The organism is Agarivorans sp. QJM3NY_30 (genome assembly GCF_050870855.2).
Taxonomy (GTDB): Bacteria; Pseudomonadota; Gammaproteobacteria; order Enterobacterales; family Celerinatantimonadaceae; genus Agarivorans.
The window spans coordinates 3010444-3030151 of the sequence record NZ_CP194038.2 but is presented as its reverse complement, the minus strand read 5'-3'; the positions used below and the strand labels follow the sequence as shown (position 1 = coordinate 3030151).

10 protein-coding genes are annotated in these 19708 nt (G+C 44.2%); 8 read left to right on the top strand and 2 right to left on the bottom strand.

Features of this window, described 5'->3' with window-relative positions:
* Positions 1-563: 563 nt before the first annotated feature.
* Positions 564-4490, bottom strand: a complete 3927-nt coding sequence (locus tag ACRRSX_RS13715; RefSeq protein ID WP_432452621.1) for a hypothetical protein — start codon at positions 4488-4490, stop codon at positions 564-566.
* Positions 4491-5204: 714 nt separating this feature from the next.
* Positions 5205-6641, bottom strand: coding sequence for an alanine/glycine:cation symporter family protein (locus ACRRSX_RS13710; RefSeq protein WP_432452622.1), 1437 nt, complete (start codon positions 6639-6641; stop codon positions 5205-5207).
* 668 nt (positions 6642-7309) lie between these two features.
* On the opposite strand from ACRRSX_RS13710, the gene ACRRSX_RS13705 reads away from it, so the two are divergent.
* From ACRRSX_RS13705 to ACRRSX_RS13670, 8 genes are all read left to right on the top strand, one after another.
* Positions 7310-7672: an STAS domain-containing protein gene (locus ACRRSX_RS13705; RefSeq protein WP_432452623.1), complete on the top strand. Its 363-nt coding sequence runs from the start codon at positions 7310-7312 to the stop codon at positions 7670-7672.
* Between the two features lie 21 nt (positions 7673-7693).
* Positions 7694-8518, top strand: coding sequence for an OmpA family protein (locus tag ACRRSX_RS13700; protein ID WP_432452624.1), 825 nt, complete (start codon positions 7694-7696; stop codon positions 8516-8518).
* Between the two features lie 11 nt (positions 8519-8529).
* Positions 8530-10659: an SLBB domain-containing protein gene (locus ACRRSX_RS13695; protein WP_432452625.1), complete on the top strand. Its 2130-nt coding sequence runs from the start codon at positions 8530-8532 to the stop codon at positions 10657-10659.
* A complete protein-coding gene (locus tag ACRRSX_RS13690) occupies positions 10656-11354 on the top strand; it encodes a hypothetical protein (RefSeq protein WP_432452626.1) in 699 nt (232 codons plus the stop codon). The genes ACRRSX_RS13695 and ACRRSX_RS13690 overlap by 4 nt, the downstream gene beginning before the upstream one ends.
* Before the next feature lies 1 nt (position 11355).
* On the top strand, positions 11356-12294 hold the full coding sequence (locus ACRRSX_RS13685; protein WP_432452627.1) for a phosphate/phosphite/phosphonate ABC transporter substrate-binding protein: 939 nt from the start codon (positions 11356-11358) through the stop codon (positions 12292-12294).
* 24 nt (positions 12295-12318) lie between these two features.
* Entirely contained in the window at positions 12319-15402 is a 3084-nt protein-coding gene (locus ACRRSX_RS13680; protein WP_432452628.1) for a PAS domain S-box protein, read from the top strand.
* A gap of 21 nt (positions 15403-15423) precedes the next feature.
* Positions 15424-16833, top strand: coding sequence for a sigma-54-dependent transcriptional regulator (locus tag ACRRSX_RS13675; RefSeq protein WP_432452629.1), 1410 nt, complete (start codon positions 15424-15426; stop codon positions 16831-16833).
* A gap of 751 nt (positions 16834-17584) precedes the next feature.
* On the top strand, positions 17585-19708 hold the full coding sequence (locus tag ACRRSX_RS13670; RefSeq protein ID WP_432452630.1) for an LruC domain-containing protein: 2124 nt from the start codon (positions 17585-17587) through the stop codon (positions 19706-19708).

The window sequence follows — 19708 nt, the reverse complement described above, 5'->3', positions numbered from 1 at the left end:
TGGCTTATTGTAGACAATGCGAGACTGACGCTCAAGATTTTAGACAAATCGTTAAAGCAACAATTTGTCTGAGATTTGAAACGTGCTAAAGGCGAACAAATAACGAATAGTCGATCATGGTTCTGATGTCTTTACTCGCTAGAAGCACCTATCGATGTCGACTTGATTTGCGGATCAGCTTGGTTCCTGTTGAAGGACAATAAAGTTTGATTATATTCAAACACGTTTCTGCCCCAAAGTGTTTTAGTTAATCCTATTAGTGGTGAGAAGCAGTTTACACTGTGGTCTATTTTTTCTAATACTAAAGTGTCGACATTCTTTAGACCTTACCAGTACTAGCTCAAATCTAAACTGACAGCCACCTATTGAAAAACGGGTAACTGTCAGAGCAAGTCTGAGCTAGTACAAATTAACAATAGCTCGAAGCTGATCCCGGTTACGGCGCACCATTTTCCTTTTCAAACATCTTATACGTTGTTGCGAAATCGTTCCTATCCCTGCCGAACCTTAATTTTGTTAAGTGCTGTCAAAGTTCGCGTCATCAGCCAATACAAGAAACTCGATCAGTAATACTCGTCAAAATCAATTTCTTCAGGCTTTGCCGTACGAACGATATTATTTCCTGAAAACTTTTTCATTATGTTTTTTGCAATTTGTGCATGACGCATTTTCTTCCCAACCTCATCTGCATATATAACTAGATTTCCATCTTCATCTCGTCGCAACGGTGTTTGAAGTACTTTTTCTATTATCCTAATATTTGATTCATCTGTAGCATCTGAACGAATAAATATACATTTAGTTAACCCCAATGCGGATCGAATTGATAGGCTAACATGCTTTTGTATATAGAATGGATGAAACCGATCGTTCAAGCGACATACCATAATAGACTTAGAACCAGTTAACATCATATTTTTAGAGAAAATTGGTCTAACCATCTTGAATGGTGCAAACATACTAGTGACTACATTCTCTACAAAGTTTTCTCCACGCATTGTTGCTATATAGTCGATACCAGAAAGAGACTCTTCTATTTCTTGTTCGCCCAAGCCGAGAAAACTCATAGAGGATTCTTTGATACGAAATACTTCTTTCTCGAAACCGCCAGAAGTTTCATGTTGACAAGCAATGATCTGCATCAAGTGATAGTGTTCGTTTCTACAATATGCTGACAAATCTAAACCATGCCTTTCTGAATTAATGACAACCCCTTCTAATAAAGGGGAAGCCAATATACAAGGGTGAACATTGCTAGAGGAGGTTGCCAATTGTGGCCTGATACATGGAACTAGTATTTTATGCCGTTTACCTGACATAAAAACAAATCCAAGATGGTTAAATCCAATAATTTTACCAACCAATAAGTCACCCGTTGTTAGTTTTCCTTTACGAGGGACTATGCTCTGTAATGCCGGATACATATCTGCCAATTGAATATTTTTCTTTGCATTCAATAATTCTAACTGACTATCTTGCAATCGAGAGCTTCCATTTGGTTTTCCAAATCCATTGGCCAGTAAATTTATTACATCTAAAAAATACAACTCTTTATTAATCTCAGGATTGCAAGCCCACAACTTGAAGCTAAAATTAATTCTCTTACGGAAAAATCGGACTCGAATTAACTCTTTATTCGAAGAGGCAATTTTAGATTCTTTATTTTTTTCTGGTTTAAGTGTTTTTCGGATTCTCCGCAGCCTTGACATCTGACTTAATGGAATGATCGGTTCCATATTGGCTTTGCTCTCACCTGTAAGTAATTCATCTTTGGTTAAGAATGATTCTATTTTTTCTATATCAGAATCCAACTCTTTGATGGTTGTCTCTCCATAAAGCTTGTCTTTTAGATGTTCCGTTAATATTGGGAAATACTTTTTATATAGACCATCGATTCTACTTATATTAAAGGGTGCGATAGTTCGGACAATAAAATCTGAATTAGTCACACTTTCAGATTTTACTTTTAATTCAATCTCAACGGCATCTTTAATTCGGTCAAAAATATAAAATATTAGCTGAGGTGATATTTGATGATGAGCGCCAACTAAACTACGCTTTTTTTCGTAGAAGTTAAGATGTAACTCCATAGAATCTAGAAGGCTCTCGCTATCTCTTTTGCAATGAAAAGCCATTGATTTATGTACCCACCATAACGTATATAAACAACGAGATGACTGAGGATATTCTTTCTGTAAGTCTGACGCAAAATCAACCAACCCAATATAACTAGGTAAATAATTCTCAACTGTTTTCTTGTATGCTGACTTGTTAAGCCTTCTGCCAAAAAAAATTAGTAAGGAAATTGAGAGGTCAAGATTATTTTTAAATTTATGTATATTTTTTTGACTAATGCCATACGAATTAAGATTAATATATGCATCATCAAATATTGAACCGTAATGGTGAACTGAACTAGACGCTTTGTATAAAGTCATCAATTGATTTAAGTAAGCTGACAACAATATTTCATCATACTCATTTTCACAAAGAAATTGTTCGGTTTTCTCTAATGAGAACTGTATAAATGTGCGAGCAAGGAGAGCATCTCGCTCATCTCTTCCATCGCCCATAATAAAGCTTTCAACCAATGTCGAACAAATAGTTACAAAGCTGCGTTGCTTTTTGTAGTCAAGCTTTTGGGGATTTACATTTTTGAAAATTTCACGAGCTTTATTGGCCCAAAACAATGCTTGAGCTGCATCTTCATATCTGCCTGGTACTGTATGAATAGCAGCTTTTAGGTTGTACCAATATATTGATTCAATATCATTCTCTTCTTCCTCTTCGCCTCCGCTAAGGGGGAAAGAACAGAGAGCGAGATCACAAGCTAGTATGGCTGCTTTTCTCTCCCCTCTTTGATAAAGATTATGAAAAGCTATTGCACCATACGATAATATTTCACCTATTATAAATGAAGTATAATCAACTTTTTCATGTAACTCTTCAGTTATACTTAATCTATTATCATCCCGTAGAAAACCATTTGACAAGGATTTAAGTATAGGTAATAAATTATCAGCAGTTGTTTTGTGAAAAACTTGCTCTTTTAATTTTTTATATTTTGAAACATGATTTTTTACAATATAGTTTAAAAAATTATATGGCTCATCATAAAGTAGTTCATTGTGTTCATAAGGAATTTCTGATTTTGCTTTTAAATAGTGAGGACGAACATACTCTTGAACACGATACTGAGAGCCGCCTTTGGTTAAATAGATGTGAGGAGAACCCTTGATTTCATCTCGAAGGCTTTTGTTCTTTGGCGGTGTACAACCAACCTTATTATATACATATTCTCTCAAGGAGACGATGTCACAACGTCCAACTAATACAACAAGCATTTGAGATAGTAAAACAGCTACCTTCCATAAATTCCTTTCTTCAGAGAGTTGATCTTGCATAACCCACTCATCGAGCCAAGTTTTACCAAGTATGTTTACATTAAACAGTTCGAAATTTGAAGGAGAGCTATTTTTACTTCCCATGTTAATTTCATTTATATACTCAGAAAAATTATATTTCAAAGCTTCATATTTGGAGTGAGATGTTCTCAGTAAAGTAAGAGCCCTAGGGTTTAAGACACCTAGACGTTGCATCGTATCCTCTATTTGGTCAGGGTTAAGTGGCGGTTGAAAAAAACACCCAACAATAGTATTGTTGCTTTTAAAATCATCGTAATGCTCTATTATTCTTTTATAATAAAGGTCTGCGGTTGTTTCTGAGCGTTCATAATACGCTACAGATATTATTTTACTGCAGCATATATACTTAGATATTTCAAAAAATAAATTAGGTTTAATGCTCTTAATGTAAATGGTAAATTCTTTATCTTTAGATAAGTTATCAATGTAAATTGCTACGGCAGACGATTTTATAACGTCTATTGTTTTTAAATCTATTTCCTCGCTATTGATTATTTCTTTTTCACTTTCCTTGTTAATATCATTAACAAAGTATTTTTTAATTAATTTTTTTGTTTTTCTACGAGTCCAGAATGATGAGGTTAGCCACTTAATAGCAATAAACACAATAAAAAAAAATAAAAGTTCAAATAGTAAACCTAAGCTATCAATTACATATATCCTGGCCTTTTCAGATGTAATTAAGTTATTTAAAAACCCTTTATCAATTATAAAGTCCAAAATGATTGTAAACACACTTAAAATAGAAGCAGCGATAGTGTATTTTGAATTTCGTTTTGAACTATTACGGCGCTCCTTATTTTCATTTATTATTGCTATTTCATTTTCAGCCGTTTTGACACACTCTAGGCTATCGATGTCATTTATTACTTTCATTTTATAGGGTTCTTCAGGGTATAAATGGTCCTCAATAAGCTCGCCTGTTCCTAACCCGTTCTCTGCCACAACTATAACGGCTCTTGGTGTGGAGGCGTCCCCAATCAGCAAATCACATATTTCTTTCTTTTGTTTTGCGTAGTTAGAGAAGTATTCCCTATCGAATTTCTCTGAGCTATCCTTGTTCATTATTCAATAACCTATAGTATTAAATCTATTAACATTGAGGTTAGACTGTTAGTCCTTCGTTCATCTAGCTACTATCGCTGTCTTTCTATAACGTTACAACAACTATCTAATAAATCTCTGATCTTAAACAGAAATAAACTAGACCCCCATTCTAAAAACAAAAATCTTTCATACTCTCGATAGCCAAGATTACGCTTTTAAACCCCATCATCTTCGCCGAGTAGCGCAAATGAACAAGGGAGCAAAGTTGAAGTCTGTTTGAGCGTAGTGTTTACTTCAACGCCCTTGAGAATAAGCAACGCAGGGTTTAAGAAGATGCAGGGCGAGTTTTCTTTTTGCTTAGCTAAGCTTTGCTCGTTGAAGCTTAATGATGTCGCCGTAGGCGAAAGCTTTTACCCCGTTGCTAACACTGAACGGGGCAGGACTGGGATAGACCATGGATGCCCAACAGTTTGTTTAAAGCAACAATGATTAAAATTTATTGTAAACGAGCAAACTTTATTGTCCGCAGATAGTTCCAAGCGGCGCGGTTTTAGAGATACAGCGCTCATTAATCTGGAAATTGAAGCTTCAGAACATGGTTCATTTAAAGCTATCGAAGATAGCCATCAGACGAAATGAACCATGTCCATGAAAATACCAAATAGTATTTTTCCGAAAGTTTGTGACTCGATATCTCGAGTTGAGCGTTTCGTTGCTTCAGCTCTCTCGGGTTTAAGCGTCAGTCTTCAAGCGGGCTTTATCCCAAGCTTTGTGATCGATATCTAGGTCTGAGAACTTGGCAGGATCAAATACAGGGTGTTCTATGCCTGCCTTTAATTGTGCTTTGTAGTCATTTAATAAACGGGTAATGGTCGGGAATAACATCAGCAGCGCTAATAAATTCACAATTGCCAAAACACCCATCATCGGATCGGAGAAGAAAAACACCGATGTTGCTGCTGGCGCAACGGCACCGAGAAATACCATCGCAACCACAAACATACGTAGTGAATGCAGCGCAGCTTTACTCTTCGACATAAAGGTGATTGCGTTCTCACCAAGGTAGTAGTTGTAGATAATCGAACTGATTGAAAACAGTAAAATCGCAGCGGTTAGGTAATACTTGGCCCATTCACCGACATGAGAGACTAGCGATTGCTGAGTCAACACCACTCCGTCGATATTGGCAGCACCAGGTACATAAACATCACCAAGTAAGATGATGAATGCAGTACAACTACAGATTAATATCGTATCAATAAATACTGAAAGTGATTGAGTAATCCCCTGACTGATCGGGTGGGTTACATCGGCCGTAGCGGCAACGTTTGGTGCAGAACCAAGACCTGCTTCGTTAGAGAACAGACCGCGGCGTAGCCCTTGTGCCAGCGCTGCGCCCATACCGCCACCAACCGCTTCTTCAAAACCAAAAGCATTGGATACAATTGAATAGATAACACTTGGAATTTCAGTAATGTTGAGCAGGATAACAATCAGTGCCATCGCCACATACCCAACGGCCATGATAGGCACAATCACATCTGCTACTTTTGCGATACGTTTAATCCCACCGTAAACGATGAAACCAGTGATAACAGCCAGAACAATGCCACTCCACATACGGTCAATGCCCATACTGTCTTGCGCAGCACCGGCCACAGTGTTGCCTTGGAAAGCATTAAATCCGATTGCAAATGATGCGATTAAACAAACGGCATAAACATAGGCCAGCCATTTGTAATCCTCTCCAAGGCCATGAATGATGGTGCGAGCGGGGCCGCCACGAAAGGCGTTGCCTTCTTTACGTTTGTAAAGCTGAGCGAGTGAACATTCGATCAGACTGGTCGCCATTCCTACCAGCGCAATGGCCCACATCCAGAATACCGCACCCGGTCCGCCTAAAGTGATAGCAACCGCAACGCCAGCGATATTACCACCCCCCACGCGGCCACCCACAGAGAGTAGTAGCGCTTCACGACCAGAAATCGCATTTTTGCCAGCGGTTTGGTTTTTGTTTAAAAGAACGTGGAACATCCGCCCAAAAAATCTAAATTGAACAAATCCTGTGACCAAGGTGAAAAACAAACCTAAGATCACCAGAAACGGGATAAGTGCCCATCCCCAAGTGAGGTCACCAATGACTCCAAAAAATGACTCTATTAATTCCATTTTGTTGATTCCTAAAATAAATAAGCTTTATTACCCAGTAGCTACCGCGCAAAAATTTCGCAGAGCATAATGCATGCCATAACTTGAAGTCAATTTGTGCTAAAAGTTATATCTTTCTTCGACTAGTGATTGCAGCTGTGTACCCAATAAAAACAGGCCGTTGCTCAGGGAGAGATGAAGCAGCTTGCTCGAATCGTGAGTTTGTTCAGAAGTAAATAAAAGGATAACAAAAACAACAATAAAATAACAACTACGGTAAATTAAATATAAAAACAATCGTGAGGTACGAACAAGAGCAGCATTGCTATTTTGATTCGTTCTTGGCACGAGCCGTATTTTATTTGCTTAGCATTCGGCCATCCCTTTTATTAGTGCGCAACAATTACCAGCAAAACAAAAGTTCACTGCTTAACTCTGCTGGATGTTGCAATATGATCTCCACTGGTTTTTGGCATGTTTGTTGAGCCAGATTAGCCCTCAGTGTTTGCTCCAAGCAAAGAATCCCTAAGCGCAGCTTTTGCATATTGCAAAAGCTGCGATTTTGCTTCTGAAAACCCTTTGTTTATGGTCTCTGTTTTTATGTAATTAATTGATATTTAAAGCTATATATTCATTGGCATGATATTGGCAATAAATCCGTCGAGAACAAATGTTTTGTGGAGCTAATTATGAATATGCAACTAACAACTTCCGTTCAAGGTGATATTACCGCATCCATCGTAGGTGCCTTAGACGCCAGCTCATGTGGCCAATATAAACATGTCTTTGAAGATCTTTGTCAGAGTTCGGCCAACAAGGTCATTGTGGTGAATATGACTCAAGTCAGCCAATTGGATGCTTCTGGTATTGGCGCCTTGGTATTTATGTTTAAGCGGATTCATGCCGCAGGCGGACATTTGATTATTTGTGGTGCTCAGCAACAACCTCGCGATTTATTGCTGATGCTAAGAGTTAATCAAATTATCACCATGTTTGATACCTTACCGTCAAGCGCCAGCGTGCACCAATCATTGTCGTCGATAGCTGCTTAATTGAAACTCAAGGAGTCTGCCATGCGTTGTATTGTGATAGGTCTGTTGTTATTGATTGGCTCGGGTTGTAGTTCTTGGCCAAAGCAGGGTCGAGGCGGTTTTGCTGAGCACCAGTTGAGTATTTTAGCTTGGTTAGATGGTAGTAGCGGCAGTCTCCAGCAGAGTGAAATTGGTCCGGAACACGGCTTGCAGTTTGAGTCAATACTGACCAAACACCAGCTCGACTTACTGGTTTTGGAAGGTGCTGAACTGTGTTTCCCAGCCTCAGTGGCACAGGCGCGCAGTCAGCAACAACGGATCATTCGGGAACTGGAAGGTGGTTTAACCCTAGATGCCGCCAATGACTTAGAAATACAGCAGCATTTTCTCGCAATGTTAGAGCAGCGGCTCGACCGAGTCTTACAAAGTGGCGCTTGTCAAACTGATAGTTTTGGGCAGATCCAGTCATCGCGGCTCATGGTGAGCATTAGTGATGCGCTAAACAGTAACAACCAGTTTGCCTTCGATTCCAGCGAACTTACACCAGCTTATCGCGATCAGCTCAGCCGTTTAACGCCAATCATTGTTGCTAGCAAGTTATCGCTGATGATCACCGGACACAGTGATAGCAAGGGCGATCAGGCTTATAAGCAAGATTTGTCTTTGGCACGAGCGCAACGAGTGGCCGACTACATGGTGGAGTTAGGCATGCCGCAATCGTTGATTAAGCTACAAGCCGCCGCCGATTCTCAGCCCTACTTTACTGGCGATAGCGATGAGGTTCGCCATTCTAACCGACGTGTCACCGTGAGTCTGATTGACTCCTATCCTAGCAACGCCATGCCGCGTTTTGCTGCCGCAGAATAAGGAATCGCATTATGAAAATTAGCAAAATTCCATTTCCCGCTTGGATGCTCATTGGTTTAGTGATCAATATGTTCATGATATTCGAAGCCAATGCTGCCAATCCTCAAGTACAACCTGGCGATGTGGTTCGAATTGTTCTCCCGGGCGAAACCTCCCTAGACAAACGTTTTGAGGTGGATCGCAATGGTCGGTTGATACTGCCTGAAGTGGGACCAATCATGGTGTCCGGTTTTACCGAAGCACAAATGCAACAAAAAATTAAGCGAGAATTGTCCAACGCTTACCGAGATTTGGCTGGTTTGCGAGTATTGCTACAGGAGCGTCGAATTCGGATTAGTGTATTGGGCTTTGTTGATAAACCAGGTGAAGTGGTTCTTGCTGAAGGCGCTGGGGTGCAGATGGCGATTCAAGCGGCTGGTGGCTTACGGGCTGGTGCTCAGCTAGATCGCTTGCAACTCCGCCGGGCTAGTTTTAGTCAGCCGCAGGTATTTAACTACAAACAATATCTCGATTCGGGCGATTTGGCTGCGTTGCCTCGCTTGCATTCGCTCGATGTATTATTTGTTCCTGCATCGCCGAAAATTGGCAATGTGGCGGTGGATTTTGATCCGAATAGTTTGAACGACAATGGTGATGCCGCTGAAGACCGCACCGCGGTTAAAGTATTTGGCGAGGTTTATAATCCAGGGAGTTTTTCTTATAAAAGTTCAGCTAATTTAGTGGATATGTTAATGCGCGCTGGCGGGGTGACTCGTTATGCCAGCGTAGAGCAAATTCGGGTGATTATTGACGGAGAACCTAAGTTATTTAATCTGAAACGCTATCTGGATACCGGCGATAACGATTTGTTGCTGAGCTTAACTGCGGGCACCACCATTTTTGTACCGAAGCAGGAAGAGGAGATTAAAGCGGGCGCGAATACGGTGTATGTGATGGGGGAAGTGTTCAAACCTGGTGCCTACGAAGGCAATCAAGCGGCGGGGTTCTTAGATGTATTAGCGAATGCCGGTGGGCCGAGTCGCTTTGCCGAAACCCGACAAATTCGAATTATTCGTAGCAGTGGCGCGGTAGAACGTTTTGATTTGCAGTCTTTTACCGAAGGTCGCAGTGCTCAGTTGCCTAGAATCATGGCGGGTGACGCGATTTTTGTGCCCGAAAAAACCGATTTAAATGAAAAATCATGGACCAAGGTGTCACCGAACCAAGCGGTAAAAGTGATGGGCGAAGTTAATCGGCCCGGTCGTTTTGAGTGGGCTGACGAAATGAATCTGATGGATCTTTTGGCACATGCCGGCGGCCCAAAACCAAACGCAGACATGGCCAAAATCACCGTATTATTCAGTGATGCTGGTGGCACGACCCGCTCGGTTAACTTTAATTTAAACGCCTACCTTAATGGCGAGATAAACAATCAACAGATGCCGCGGATCGTGGCTGGCACTACTATTATGGTGCCGCAACTACCCGATGACCCAAGTGATAATAAATCGCAGTGGGTGCGCCAAAGTTCGGAAGATTCAATCTATGTATTTGGTCAAGTGGTGGCACCTGGCCGCTATCGTTTTGACCCGAGTATGCACTTTTTAGACATTCTTGCCGCCGCCGATGGTCCTTCAGAGCAGGCTGATATTAGTAATGTACGGATTAGTCATCGTAATGGTAAACATGCGTCGGTATCGAAACTCGATTTAGCTTTGTACTTCGAAACGGGCGATGAGTCGATATTACCCAAGGTGGTTCCTGGTGATTCGATTTATATTCCAGAAAAAAACCGCAATTGGTTGTCTGAAAAGAAGGAGCGCACGGTACGGGTATTAGGTTCCGTTAGTAAGCCGGGTCGTTACCGCTTTAATGATGAGATGACCTTATTAGACCTGTTAGCCGAAGCGGGTGGGATTGATAGCGAGGGCTATCCGCAAAAAATCACCGTGGTGAACCTATCTTGTTGTAAGGATCAGGCGCGAACTTTTGACTTGCTCGAATTTTCTAAAACGGGTGATTTCAGCCTGTTACCGGTGATCCGTGCAGGAGACACCGTATATATTCCATCGCGTGCCGAAAGTGGCTGGGTAAAAGCGCGTCAAGGGCTAGAAGATGTCTTTAGACTGATTTCTGTGAGCGCATTATTGGGGTTCCTATGATTGCATTACCTTCAACTTATCAAGAACTAGAGCGGGTCTATCAACGACTACCGAATCATCAAAATAGTTGCATCGGAGTGAGTGCTGCCCAACCTGGAGAGGGCGTATCAACGTTGGTGGATGCCATCGCTAAACGCGCCGCAGGCGCAGGGCGTTCGGTATTAGTGGTGGACTTTAATTTACATCATCCACGGCGCTTCGATTGCCCCTTATTTGACTTGGGTTGGGACCGAGGTGAAGTGAAAGGAGTGGTGAAAGACCCATCTTCGCTGGTGGATTATTTGCCAGCTCCTCTGGATAAGGCCTCATTACTTAAACTCAAAGAGCCGGGGTATATCGAACAACAGATTGAAGCTTGGAAGCAAGACTATCAATTGATCTTGATTGACACCTCGGCGATCAATCAAAACAACGGCGGTAATGTTTCGGCGCAACGCGCTTTAGCGGCCAGTGATGCCTGCATTTTAACGGTGTTGGCTGGGGTGACCGCCCGGCCAGCATTTCAAACCGCAGTGAACGATTTAAAGCTAGAAGATGTGCGCTTATTGGGGGTTGTGATGAACGATCGCTTTAATCCGAGTTTAAAAGCCGAGTTATTGAGAGAGTCCTCACGAATTACCATATTATTCCCTCGATTTAGTCAATATCTAAGAAGATTTCTTGTTAATTCTCAACTACTTTCAATAAGGGTGTGATATGTTTTCGAATATACAAATCGTCGATGGAGTGACGGAAAACTTGACCAAGCAAAAGCCAGCAGAAAAACCCTTAGTGTTAAAGGGAAAACGGTACTGGGCACAACGTAAGGTTCAGCTTAAAGCGACCCTATTATTACTGTGTCTGCTGTTAGTTGTGCTGTTTTCTTTAAATGCACAAGCGGTACAAAAAACTTACTCTTTTGGTATTGTGCCGCAGCAATCAGCGACTCGTTTGGTAGAGCAATGGGGGCCGTTGCTGGATGCGGTGAGTCTTGCCAGTGGCTATCCCTTAACGTTTAAAACCGCGCCGAGCATTCCTGAATTTGAGCAACGCTTAGCTAACGGCGACTATGATTTTGCTTATATGAATCCCTACCATTATCAGGTGTTTTCAGCCAATCCTGGTTATCAAGCCTTGGCTAAATCAAAGGATAAAACGCTGCAGGGGATCCTGGTGGTGAGGGCCGATAGTGAGATCCAAAATATTGCGCAATTATCGGGCGACTCCTTGGCTTTCCCTGCACCGCAAGCTTTCGCTGCCAGTGTGGTGATAAGAGGTTATTTAGCTCAACAACAATTAGACTTCAAGTCGAAGTATGTGGGCTCTCACGATTCGGTTTATCGGGCGGTTGCTGCGGGTTTATATCCGGCAGGTGGCGGTATTCCTCGAACCTTTGCCAGCATCGATCCAGAAATTTCAAAACAGTTGAGGATCCTTTGGACGTCAGCTGGTTTTACTCCCCACGCCATCGCTGTTCATCCGCGAGTGGCTCCGGCGGTCAGTTCCGCAGTACAGCAAGCGCTGATAGGGCTCGCTGAACAACCGGATGATCAACTCTTACTCGCCGAATTGAATATCGACGGTTTTGTCAGTGCTAAGGACCAAGATTGGGATGACGTACGCCAACTAAATATTGGAACCCCTATCACTAAATAGCGTGACTTGAGGAATAAAATTGCGATGGCATTGAGCTTTAAAGCAAAAACCGTATTAGGGGTCGCCTTAATCGAATCAGTGCTATTAGCGATTTTGGTATATAGCAGCATTGGTTGGCTCTACGACTCCAATGAGATGCAAGTTGAACAACATGGGCGAATGATGTCCACTTTGTTCGCCTCAAGTACTAAAAATGCGCTGATCACCACAGATATCGCTACCCTCGATAGCCTTGCCTCAGAATTCGCTTCGCAGAGTGATGTGGCCTATGTGATTATTCGCGATGAGCAGCAGCGCGTTTTGGCTCAGTCGGGGGCCGATCCCAATGAAGACCCAGCCAATAATCCTGAACTGGGAGACCATGTCCACAAGGTATTTAATACTCACATTGAAGTCATGGCCGCCAATCACTTATACGGTGAAATTGATGTGGGCATTTATGACCATGGTCTGCATGGTTTGATTAGTGAAGCGAGTTCATTTGGGGTTGGCATTGCGGTATTGGAAATTGCGTTAGTGGCGTTATTTTCCTTTTTGTTGGGGACCTATTTAACGCGCCAGTTGGGTGGCTTACGGGATGCCGCAAAAACCATTGCTCAGGTGGGGCCAGGTTTTCAATTGGCGGTCAAAGGTCATGATGAGATTTCTGAAGTTGCCAGTGCCTTCAATAAGATGTCGGCAGCCTTGGAGCAATCTCATCTTGAGTTTAAGCAAGCTATTAATGTGCAGCAGCAACTGGCCTTGGAATTAGAGAAGAATCAGTCGATGCTAAGCGCGACCATCGCCTCGGCGATGGACGCAGTGATCACCACCGACCGCTATGGTTACGTGCTGGAATTTAGCCAGAGTGCCGAGCGGATGTTTGGCTATAGCCGTGATGAGATGCTTGGCCAAGAGCTGGCGGAATTTATTGTACCGAAGGCTTTTCGTGAGGCGCATCGCAAGGGTATGCAGCATTTTCGAGAAAGCGGTGAAGCGCCAGTACTTGGCCAGCGTTTAGAGTTGCCAGCCTTGCATAAAGAGGGACATGAGTTTTTGGCTGAGTTGACCATCAGTGCGGTGGAGCTGGGCGATAACACTATTTTTACTGCCTTTATGCGGGATATTTCCGACAAGAAACGGACTGAGCAAGAGTTGCAACTGGCCGCGTGTGCCTTCGATGCTAATGAAGCGATATTTATGACCGATCGGTACTCTAAGATTGTTCGCGTGAATAAAGCTTTTACTCATATTACCGGTTATTCGGCCGAGGAAGCGATTGGACAACAACCTTCTTTATTAAGCTCTGGTCAGCATGACAAGGCTTTCTTTGAACAGATGTGGCAGGGGATCCGCGAACAGGGAGAGTGGTCTGGTGAAATTGTCAATCGACGTAAAAATGGTGAATTATTACCAGAGTGGTTAAGCATATCCTCAGTCAAAGATAGCCAAGGAAAACCAAGCCATTATGTCGCACATTTTACCGATCTGAGTGAACAAAAAGCGGTTGAACAGTCTCTGGAAAGAGCGAAACACGATGCCGAAGCTGCCAGCCTTGCCAAGAGCCGTTTTTTAGCAAGCATGAGTCACGAAATTCGCACTCCTTTGAATGCTATTATCAATATGTATCAGATCTTGAAGGAAACAGAGTTGAGTGCGGAACAGCAAAGTTTCGTGGATGTTGGTCATGAAGCTGGCCATACTCTGATGGCCTTAGTGAACAATGTCTTAGATTTCTCCAAAATTGAAGCGGGCCAATTAGACTTCAATAACGAATGGTTTTCTCCGGTGAAGGTGCTGCAAAGCATCGTTAAATTGTTTAGTACCACCGCGGCACAAAAATCTCTCAGCTTTAAACTCGATGTTGACTCACAGGTTATGTCGGAATACTTCGGTGAACCCCTGCGTTTTCGTCAAATTGTATTTAACTTAATGGGTAACGCGATTAAATTCACCCAGCAAGGCGGGGTGAGTCTGGCTTTACACCGCAGCCAGCATAAGGGCTTAGTATTGCAGGTAAAAGATACTGGGATCGGGATTAGTGACGAAGACAAAGCACGTTTGTTTGAAGAGTTTTATCAAGTAGAGAGTGGTTCAACCAAGCGTTATTCGGGAACTGGATTGGGGTTGGCGATTAGCTTACAGTTGGTTGAGAAAATGGGCGGGCAGATCTCCGTGGAAAGTCAGCTTGGGGAGGGCACCACTTTTTGTGTTGAGTTTCCTTTCAAAGGTCGCGCGGCGCCTGCGGTTCAGCTCGAAGATGTATTGGATCCGCACCAGCATTTAGATGCACTCACCGCCAGAGTCTTGTTAGTGGAAGATAGCGCGATGAACCGCACCGTGGTAAGCCAAGTGCTCAAAGATGTGGTGCAGCAACTTGATTGTGCTGAAAATGGTCAATTAGCGGTAGAGCGATGCCAACAGCAGCACTTCGATGTGATTTTAATGGATATGGCAATGCCGGTGATGGATGGTGTTAGTGCAACGCGGGAGATTCGTAATCACGCTGGACTCAACCAAAATACACCGATTATTGCGATGACCGCCAATGCCTTTGCCGAAGACAAACAAGCTTGTTTTAGCGCAGGTATGAATGATTTTATCACTAAGCCTATCGACATTGCCTTACTTCGGGCTAAACTAATCCAATGGTTTCATGCTTCAAAGCTCGAAGCGGATAAGGTTAAGCCTTCTGCGTGCACGGTGGAGCAGCCCCTTGCATTATTAAATCAAGACCAGCAAAGCGATACTGCGCTTCAGCCTGAGAGCGATCCTATTTTGCCAATGATCGATTTTAAGGTTTTGGATCAACTGGTTAAAGATGCGGGGATGGAGGCTTTGCCTGTGATGTTGTCGCTGCTCTATCAGGAAACCGAGCAGCAAGCGCTTGCCATTAAAGAGGCGTTTGCCGGACAGCAGTTTGAGCAGTTGGCGCTGGCGGCACATACCATGAAGGGCAACCTCGCAACCTTTGGTGGAGAAAAAGTACGCCAGTTAGCATTAGCTATTGAATTGGCCGCCAAGGCCGGCGATGCGGCAAGTTTAAAAGCGCCTGTCGCCGAGCTTGATGCGGTGCTTGGCGCAACCATGAATGCGATTAAACAATATGAACAAAACTTAGCAAGTTGAGGACGGTACATGGGAAGTGATATGAAAGCCTCGGTTTTGTTGGTGGAAGACAGTGCCACACTGGCCGCCACCTATCAGGCTTATCTCAGTAAAGACGAGCTTAAACTTGAACGAGTCGCCACTGGTGGTGCAGCTATCGAATTTCTTTCTAAGCAATCGGTGCAGGTCATGTTGCTTGACCTCAATCTTCCCGATATGAGTGGCATGCAGGTTTTAGAATGGATGGTAGAGCGCAGCCTGCCAACTTCGGTGATTATTATTACCGCCTACGGCTCGGTCGATGTGGCGGTCGATTCGATGCGTTTGGGGGTGGTGGACTTTATCGAAAAACCCTTCGACGCCAGTCGCTTGCGGGTAACGGTAAACAATGCGCTGAAATTACATAAACTAAAATCCTTAGTCGAGGACTATCAGGCGGACGCTGGGCGTGAGCGTTTCCATGGCTTTATTGGTGGCAGCTTGGCGATGCAGAATGTCTATCGAATGATTGAAGCGGTGGCCGCCAGTAAGGCAACGGTGTTTATTACTGGCGAAAGTGGCACCGGTAAAGAGGTTTGCGCCGAGGCCATCCATCAACAGGGACAGCGGGCCGATAAACCTTTTATTGCCCTTAATTGCGGTGCTATTCCTAAAGATCTCATGGAAAGCGAGATCTTCGGTCATGTGAAAGGTGCTTTTACTGGTGCCTCTTCGGCCCGGCAAGGGGCAGCTGCGCAGGCTAATGGTGGCACCCTGTTTCTCGATGAAATCGGTGAAATGGACATGGATCTGCAAACCAAGTTATTAAGATTTGTGCAGACCGGTCGTTTTCAAAAAGTGGGTGGCAGTCAGGAAGAGCAGGTTGATGTGCGCTTCTTGTGTGCGACCAATCGCGATCCCTGGGAAGAGGTGCAAGCGGGTCGGTTTCGGGAAGATTTGTATTACCGTTTATATGTGGTGCCGATCCACTTACCGCCACTGCGTGACCGGGGTCTGGATGTACCAGCTATTGCGCAACAGTTTTTGCGCCGCTATGCCAAGGAAGAAGGCAAGCAATTTCGACGTTTTTCCAGCTTAAGCGCGACCATCATCAGCAATTATGATTGGCCGGGTAATGTTCGGCAGCTACAAAATGTGATCCGCAATATTTGCGTATTGCACGATGGTAAAGAAGTATTAGCCAGCCAGTTGCCGCCGCCGCTGAATCAATTAATTCCGGAAGGCGCGATTGGTGCCGATGGTCGCCATGCGGAGGAAGTGGCGACCAGTGAACCATCGAGCAATCATGGCAGCCAGTACCAAATACAGCCGCTGTGGATCACCGAAAAAGAGGCGATTGAGCATGCCATCGCTCATTGTGATGGCAATATCCCCAAAGCCGCAGAGCTGTTAGATGTGAGTCCATCCACCATTTACCGTAAAAAACAGACTTGGGATGAGGCCGAGCTTTAAGCCTCGATGGTATTTTAATAAAGCTTGATGGTTCAATTCTGCGGCTCGCTCATGGGGCCGCAATGTCGAAGGCTTATACCAATCTAAGGAATTATCTATTCATTCTTACTCGCCTAAATTACCGCTAAGCGATGGATGTATATGGTAATTATAGTCACGGGTGACTGCGCTTCATTGCTCGTTATTGGCAGATTTATTCTGCGCCATAACTTGCTCACATAATGAATTAGATTGGTATTAAGGCCCTATTCTCAACTCTAGCTTTCTGCGCCTAAGGTCTTAGGTTTAAGGCCCAAGGAAGTCCCCATATTTAATTCTACCTTCTAGCGCTTAAGGCTCAGACTCAAGGAGTCCCCACTTTTATTTTAGTTGCCAGCGCCCAAGGTCTAAGGTTTAGGGTTCAGGGAAGCCCCACGTTTAATTCTAACTTCTAACTTCTAACTTCTAACTTCTAGCTTCTAGCGCTTAAGGCTTAAGGAAGGCCTCAGTGTTAATTTGGGTCTATAAGGCTTAACGCTTGGACTCGACTTAAGCTTGGTTTGGCTGTTTAATTCCGCTTAAATCGTCGTCAAATGGCCAAGCAAGTTTCAGCTATGCTGGTTTTTGCAGTTTGCGAATCTACCTTCAGGCTAACTGAATATTGTTTTATAAATCCGAGTAATATCTAGTTAAATCAGGTCATTATGGATCTGGCTTGGCTTTTGCTATCCAAGGGCTATCGGTATCTCACTCAGCACAGACAGGATGGATTATGAAACCTTGGAAACCTCTCGCCTTGGCCTTGCTCTGCTCACCAATGAGTAGCTATGGGGCGGCATTCTCAACTTGCCCGACGCAGGCATTTTTAGTGCAGCAAAACGTTGCACAGCTCTTTGGTGTGAATTTAGCCACTGGTCATTACCAAACCCTCTCTTCTGATATGGGGACCAGCGGCAAACTAAACGCTATCGGTTTTAACCTGCATGACGATCACCTCTACGCCTGGAGTTACCAACATCAAACGCTGGCCAAAATTGGTGACGACTATCAGCTGCAGCCGCTCAGTCTGAATTGGAATGGCATCGATAGTCAGGTGAATTTTTATGTGGGAGATGTGGCGGTGGATGAAAACGCCCACTATTTGTATCGCAGTGGGGGGGATCGTGGTCTGTACCGGGTGTCTTTAGCCCCCAATGAGGCTGACTATTTGAATATGCAACGGATCGTTGATGGGGCCGCGCTAAACCTGCGGATCTTTGATATGGCCTTTCATCCCGACAACGGCATGCTGTATAGCGTTGATAATAAGGGGGTGTTATGGCGGATTGATCCCAACGATGGTAGCAGCCAGTCGTTAGCAACGGTCGGCCAAACTGGCACCTTTGGCGCGGTGTATTTTGATGTAGACGGTAATCTCTACATTAGCCGTAATAGTGATGGTTTAATTTTTCAAATCGACATTAGTGCAGCACAGCCTACCGCACTGCGATATGCCCAGGGCCCCGCTTCGAGTAATAACGATGGTGCGCGTTGCGCCATCGCACCAATTGTCGCGGAAGATGATGCCAACATCGACTTTGGCGATGCACCGTCAAGTTTTGGCACCCGTTTGGCCGAAAACGGCGCCAGACACCAGTTGGTGGCTGACGGCATTCGCCTCGGTCAGCGGGTGGATGGGGAAATGGATGCCTATGTTTATCCGGCCAGCGATGACAGTTCTCGTTTGTTGGATGATGAAGACGGCATCGCCTTTGTTACCGCTTTGCAGGTGGGTTTAGATTTTGTACTGCAAGTGGATAGTTCTGGCGAAGGCTATTTGAATGGCTGGATCGATCTCAATGGGAACGGTGTATTTGACGCTCAAGAGCAGATCTTGAATGACCAAGCGGTGGATCCCGGTGTTCAGTCTTTGTTGGTCTCTATCCCCGAAGGCTATACCAGTGGCGAGCGTTGGGCTCGTTTTAGAGTTAGCTCGGTCGCTGGGGTGCAAGCCACCGGCGGGGCGCCGGACGGAGAGGTAGAAGATTATCAAATTTATGTGGGGGATGCGGCGACTCAGGTGAGTTACTACCCCAGTGCCGATGGCTATGCCACGGTTGCCTTTGAAGACAACTGGCCCGCAGCGGGCGACTACGATCTGAACGATTTAGTGGTGAATTTGCAAACCAAAGTGCTTAGCTTTAACAATGCAGAGGTCGCCCGTATTGAGTTGCAGGGTGAGGTGCGGGCGGTGGGTGCCAGCTTCCACAATGGTTTTGCCATTCGTATTCCGGGCCTCGCTAAAAGTTTGCTCGACAGGGCTACCATCCGTTTTGAAATCAATGGCGAGCTGCAAGCACACAGCGTAATTGACGAAGCCAGTGATGAGATTGTGGCGATTATTGCGAGTGATGTGCGCCAGTACATTAATCCGCAAAATCAATGTGATTTTTACAAAACTCAAAGCGATTGTGAAGGGGCGGGGCAGCTCCATTTTAAAGTGCATTTACCCTTGCTTGAAGGGCTTGATTTGGCGAGCCTGCCAAGTGCGCCGTTTGACCCTTTTATTTTTGCTACCGAACATTCCCGCGAGCCCTATTTTAGTGACTCGCCAGCGCGTGGTTTAGAAGTGCATGTGAAAAATCAAAGCCCAAGTACCCAAGCCAGCGATAGCCTTTGGGGAAGTTTCGATGACAGTTCAAATCCATCTTCGGGCAGTTATTACCAAACTGCTAATGGCCTGCCCTGGGCGATTATTGTGCCCTATAACTGGCAGTATCCCTTCGAGCGAGTCAGCGTTGCCGATGCCTATCCACAGTTTTTGCAATATGCACAAAGCGAAGGTTTAGAAAGTGGTGACTGGTACTTATTAGAAAATGCGCGTAGCGAGTTAATTTATCAACAAGAGGGGAAGTAA